We start from the raw sequence: 5,395 nt of genomic DNA on the forward strand, positions 1-5,395 counted from the left end.
TGTCCGGCGGTGTCCTACTCTCCCACACCCTCCCGAGTGCAGTACCATCGGCGCTGGAGGGCTTAGCTTCCGGGTTCGGAATGTTACCGGGCGTTTCCCCTCCGCCATGACCGCCGTAACTCTATCGACATGTCAAACAACACCCAACGGGTTGGTTGTTCGTTTGTCGGGAGTTGCACAGTGGACGCGTAGCAGCTTAGTAGTCAAGTCCTCGGCCTATTAGTACCGGTCAACTGAACCCGTTACCGGGCTTACATTTCCGGCCTATCAACCCAGTCGTCTAGCTGGGGGCCTTACCCACCCGAAGGTGGTGGGATACCTCATCTTGAAGCAGGCTTCCCGCTTAGATGCTTTCAGCGGTTATCCCTTCCGAACGTAGCTAACCAGCCGTGCCCCTGGCGGGACAACTGGCACACCAGAGGTTCGTCCGTCCCGGTCCTCTCGTACTAGGGACAGCCCTTCTCAAGTATCCTACGCGCGCGGCGGATAGGGACCGAACTGTCTCACGACGTTCTAAACCCAGCTCGCGTACCGCTTTAATGGGCGAACAGCCCAACCCTTGGGACCTGCTACAGCCCCAGGATGCGACGAGCCGACATCGAGGTGCCAAACCATCCCGTCGATATGGACTCTTGGGGAAGATCAGCCTGTTATCCCCGGGGTACCTTTTATCCGTTGAGCGACACCGCTTCCACATGCCAGTGCCGGATCACTAGTCCCGACTTTCGTCCCTGCTCGACCTGTCAGTCTCACAGTCAAGCTCCCTTGTGCACTTGCACTCAACACCTGATTGCCAACCAGGCTGAGGGAACCTTTGGGCGCCTCCGTTACCCTTTAGGAGGCAACCGCCCCAGTTAAACTACCCACCAGACACTGTCCCTGAACCGGATAACGGTCCGAAGTTAGATACCCAAACCAACCAGAGTGGTATTTCAAGATTGCCTCCACCCGCACTGGCGTGCGAGTTTCACCGGCTCCCACCTATCCTACACAAGCTAATTCAGATACCAATGTCAAGCTATAGTAAAGGTCCCGGGGTCTTTCCGTCCTGCCGCGCGTAACGAGCATCTTTACTCGTAGTGCAATTTCGCCGGGCCTGTGGTTGAGACAGTGGGGAAGTCGTTACGCCATTCGTGCAGGTCGGAACTTACCCGACAAGGAATTTCGCTACCTTAGGATGGTTATAGTTACCACCGCCGTTTACTGGCGCTTAAGTTCTCCGCTTCGCCCCCGAAAGAGCTAACAGGTCCCCTTAACGTTCCAGCACCGGGCAGGCGTCAGTCCATATACATCGAATTACTTCTTCGCATGGACCTGTGTTTTTAGTAAACAGTCGCTTCCCCCTGCTCTCTGCGGCCATACAACGCTCCACCCGCGCGGGGCTTCACGTCTCCGGCCCCCCTTCTCCCTAAGTTACGGGGGCAATTTGCCGAGTTCCTTAACCACAGTTCGCCCGTCGCCTCGGTATTCTCTACCTGACCACCTGTGTCGGTTTGGGGTACGGGCCGCTCGGAACTCGCTAGAGGCTTTTCTCGGCAGCATAGGATCACTGACTTCACCTGAATCGGCTCGGCATCACGTCTCAGCCTATGTGTGCTGCGGATTTGCCTACAGCACGGCCTACACGCTTACCCCGGCACAACCACCGGCCGGGCTCAGCTACCTTCCTGCGTCACCCCATCGCTTGACTACTACCCGCCAGGTTCCCACGCTCCCCACCATTGGTCCGAAGACCGCCGGCAGTTCGGGTGGTTAGCACAACGAGGTTCGTCAGGGTCGCTCCTTCGCGGGTACGGGAATATCAACCCGTTGTCCATCGACTACGCCTCTCGGCCTCGCCTTAGGTCCCGACTCACCCAGGGCGGATTAGCCTGGCCCTGGAACCCTTGGTCATCCGGCGGAAGGGTTTCTCACCCTTCTTTCGCTACTCATGCCTGCATTCTCACTCGTGCCGCGTCCACAACTGGGTCACCCCGCTGCTTCACCCCCGGCACGACGCTCCCCTACCCACCCACACACCTGCACCAACACCCCGAAAGGCGCCGGCGAAGTTCTTGTGTGAGTGCCACAGCTTCGGCGGTGTGCTTGAGCCCCGCTACATTGTCGGCGCGGAACCACTTGACCAGTGAGCTATTACGCACTCTTTAAAGGGTGGCTGCTTCTAAGCCAACCTCCTGGTTGTCTATGCGACCCCACATCCTTTTCCACTTAGCACACGCTTAGGGGCCTTAGCTGGTGATCTGGGCTGTTTCCCTCTCGACTACGAAGCTTATCCCCCGCAGTCTCACTGCCGCGCTCTCACTTACCGGCATTCGGAGTTTGGCTGATTTCGGTAAGCTTGTGGGCCCCCTAGACCATCCAGTGCTCTACCTCCGGCAAGAAACACGCGACGCTGCACCTAAATGCATTTCGGGGAGAACCAGCTATCACGGAGTTTGATTGGCCTTTCACCCCTAACCACAGGTCATCCCCCAACTTTTCAACGTTGGTGGGTTCGGCCCTCCACGCGGTCTTACCCGCGCTTCAGCCTGCCCATGGCTAGATCACTCCGCTTCGGGTCTAGGACACGCGACTGAATCGCCCTATTCAGACTCGCTTTCGCTACGGCTCCCCCACACGGGTTAACCTCGCCACATGCCACTAACTCGCAGGCTCATTCTTCAAAAGGCACGCCGTCACCCCTAAAGGCTCCGACGGATTGTAGGCGAACGGTTTCAGGTACTATTTCACTCCCCTCCCGGGGTACTTTTCACCATTCCCTCACGGTACTCGTCCGCTATCGGTCACCAGGGAGTATTTAGGCTTACCAGGTGGTCCTGGCAGATTCACGGCAGATTTCAGGAGTCCGCCGCTACTCGGGAACACTCACAGGAGACCAGCCACTTTCACCTACCGGACTTTCACCGCCTACGGTCAGCCATTCCAGACTGTTCGGCTAGCAACTGGCTTTGTAACTCCTCCGACAAGTGTCAGCTCGTCGAGCAAGGTCCCACAACCCCAACCACGCAACCCCTGACAGGTATCACACGCAGCCGGTTTAGCCTCAATCCGCTTTCGCTCGCCACTACTCACGGAATCACTCTTGTTTTCTCTTCCTACGGGTACTGAGATGTTTCACTTCCCCGCGTTCCCTCCATACACCCTATGTGTTCAGGTGCAGGTGACACCACATGACTGGTGCCGGGTTCCCCCATTCGGACACCCTGGGATCACAGCTTGGTTGACAGCTCCCCCAGGCCTATCGCGGCCTCCCACGTCCTTCATCGGCTCCTGGTGCCAAGGCATTCACCGTTCGCCCTTGACAACTTGACCACAAAGATGCTCGCGTCCACTGTGCAATTCTCAACAAACGACCAACCCACAACCCGATCCGCCCCACACCTACCGCTCCCACCCGGGAACCCGGTTTGCGAGGCCAGGCCATGCCTGGCAACCGTCCCCCACCCACAGGCGGGGTCATGGTTCTGAAAGAGACAACCCACGGGTTGTTCCTTCAGGACCCAACAGGGTGCTTTACATCCTCCCCCAGCCGCACCAGGACTTCGTTCCACACCAACCCGAAGGCTGGCCGTACTAGAAGGAACCCGGCCGTTGCCGAGGAAAAACTCGCCAGTGTCTCCGCCATCGAGCACCCCGACCCGACATCCGCGGGCCGCGGGCTCCTTACACCCTTTCAGGTGAAGGTGCTCCTTAGAAAGGAGGTGATCCAGCCGCACCTTCCGGTACGGCTACCTTGTTACGACTTCGTCCCAATCGCCAGCCCCACCTTCGACGGCTCCCTCCCTTACGGGTTGGGCCACCGGCTTCGGGTGTTGCCGACTTTCGTGACGTGACGGGCGGTGTGTACAAGGCCCGGGAACGTATTCACCGCAGCGTTGCTGATCTGCGATTACTAGCGACTCCGACTTCACGGGGTCGAGTTGCAGACCCCGATCCGAACTGAGACCGGCTTTTTGGGATTCGCTCCACCTCACGGTATCGCAGCCCATTGTACCGGCCATTGTAGCATGCGTGAAGCCCTGGACATAAGGGGCATGATGACTTGACGTCATCCCCACCTTCCTCCGAGTTGACCCCGGCAGTCTTCGATGAGTCCCCGCCATAACGCGCTGGCAACATCGAACGAGGGTTGCGCTCGTTGCGGGACTTAACCCAACATCTCACGACACGAGCTGACGACAGCCATGCACCACCTGTGACCGCCCCCGAAGGACCCGACATCTCTGCCGGTTTTGCGGCCATGTCAAACCCAGGTAAGGTTCTTCGCGTTGCATCGAATTAATCCGCATGCTCCGCCGCTTGTGCGGGCCCCCGTCAATTCCTTTGAGTTTTAGCCTTGCGGCCGTACTCCCCAGGCGGGGCGCTTAATGCGTTAGCTGCGGCACAGGGAACCGGAGAGGCCCCCCACACCTAGCGCCCAACGTTTACAGCGTGGACTACCAGGGTATCTAATCCTGTTCGCTCCCCACGCTTTCGCTCCTCAGCGTCAGTATCGGCCCAGAGACCCGCCTTCGCCACCGGTGTTCCTCCTGATATCTGCGCATTTCACCGCTACACCAGGAATTCCAGTCTCCCCTACCGAACTCTAGCCTGCCCGTATCGACTGCAGGCCCGCGGTTGAGCCGCGGGTTTTCACAGTCGACGCGACAAGCCGCCTACGAGCTCTTTACGCCCAATAAATCCGGACAACGCTCGCGCCCTACGTCTTACCGCGGCTGCTGGCACGTAGTTGGCCGGCGCTTCTTCTGCAGGTACCGTCACTTACGCTTCGTCCCTGCTGAAAGAGGTTTACAACCCGAAGGCCGTCATCCCTCACGCGGCGTCGCTGCATCAGGCTTCCGCCCATTGTGCAATATTCCCCACTGCTGCCTCCCGTAGGAGTCTGGGCCGTGTCTCAGTCCCAGTGTGGCCGGTCGCCCTCTCAGGCCGGCTACCCGTCGTCGCCTTGGTAGGCCATCACCCCACCAACAAGCTGATAGGCCGCGAGCCCATCCCAGGCCGAAAAACTTTCCACCCCCAGACATGCGTCCAGAGGTCCTATCCGGTATTAGCCCCGGTTTCCCGGGGTTATCCCAAAGCCTAGGGCAGGTTGCTCACGTGTTACTCACCCGTTCGCCGCTCGAGTACCCCGAAGGGCCTTTCCGCTCGACTTGCATGTGTTAAGCACGCCGCCAGCGTTCGTCCTGAGCCAGGATCAAACTCTCCAACAAAAACCTGTTGAAACAGTCATCCCGACAACATGTGTTGCCAAAGGAATCCAAACCAGCCAAACCCGAAAGCCTGACCAGTCCAGGGTATAAATCAATTTGGCACTGGCTTATCAAGCACCCTGTTGAGTTCTCAAAGAACAACCACACACCATCCGGAAACCCACCACGTGGGCCCCATCCGGGGC

General features: G+C 58.6%; 3 rRNA genes. All 3 read right to left on the bottom strand.

Annotated features, from left to right (window positions below):
* Position 1 precedes the first annotated feature (1 nt).
* Positions 2-118 (bottom strand): 5S ribosomal RNA (gene rrf, locus ACTMS0_RS29025).
* 81 nt (positions 119-199) lie between these two features.
* Positions 200-3,312 (bottom strand): 23S ribosomal RNA (locus tag ACTMS0_RS29030).
* Between the two features lie 382 nt (positions 3,313-3,694).
* Positions 3,695-5,210 (bottom strand): 16S ribosomal RNA (locus ACTMS0_RS29035).
* Together the 16S, 23S and 5S rRNA genes form the textbook arrangement of a ribosomal RNA operon.
* Between the last annotated feature and the right edge of the window lie 185 nt (positions 5,211-5,395).

It is taken from the genome of Micromonospora sp. H33 (assembly GCF_052068455.1).
GTDB lineage: Bacteria > Actinomycetota > Actinomycetes > Mycobacteriales > Micromonosporaceae > Micromonospora.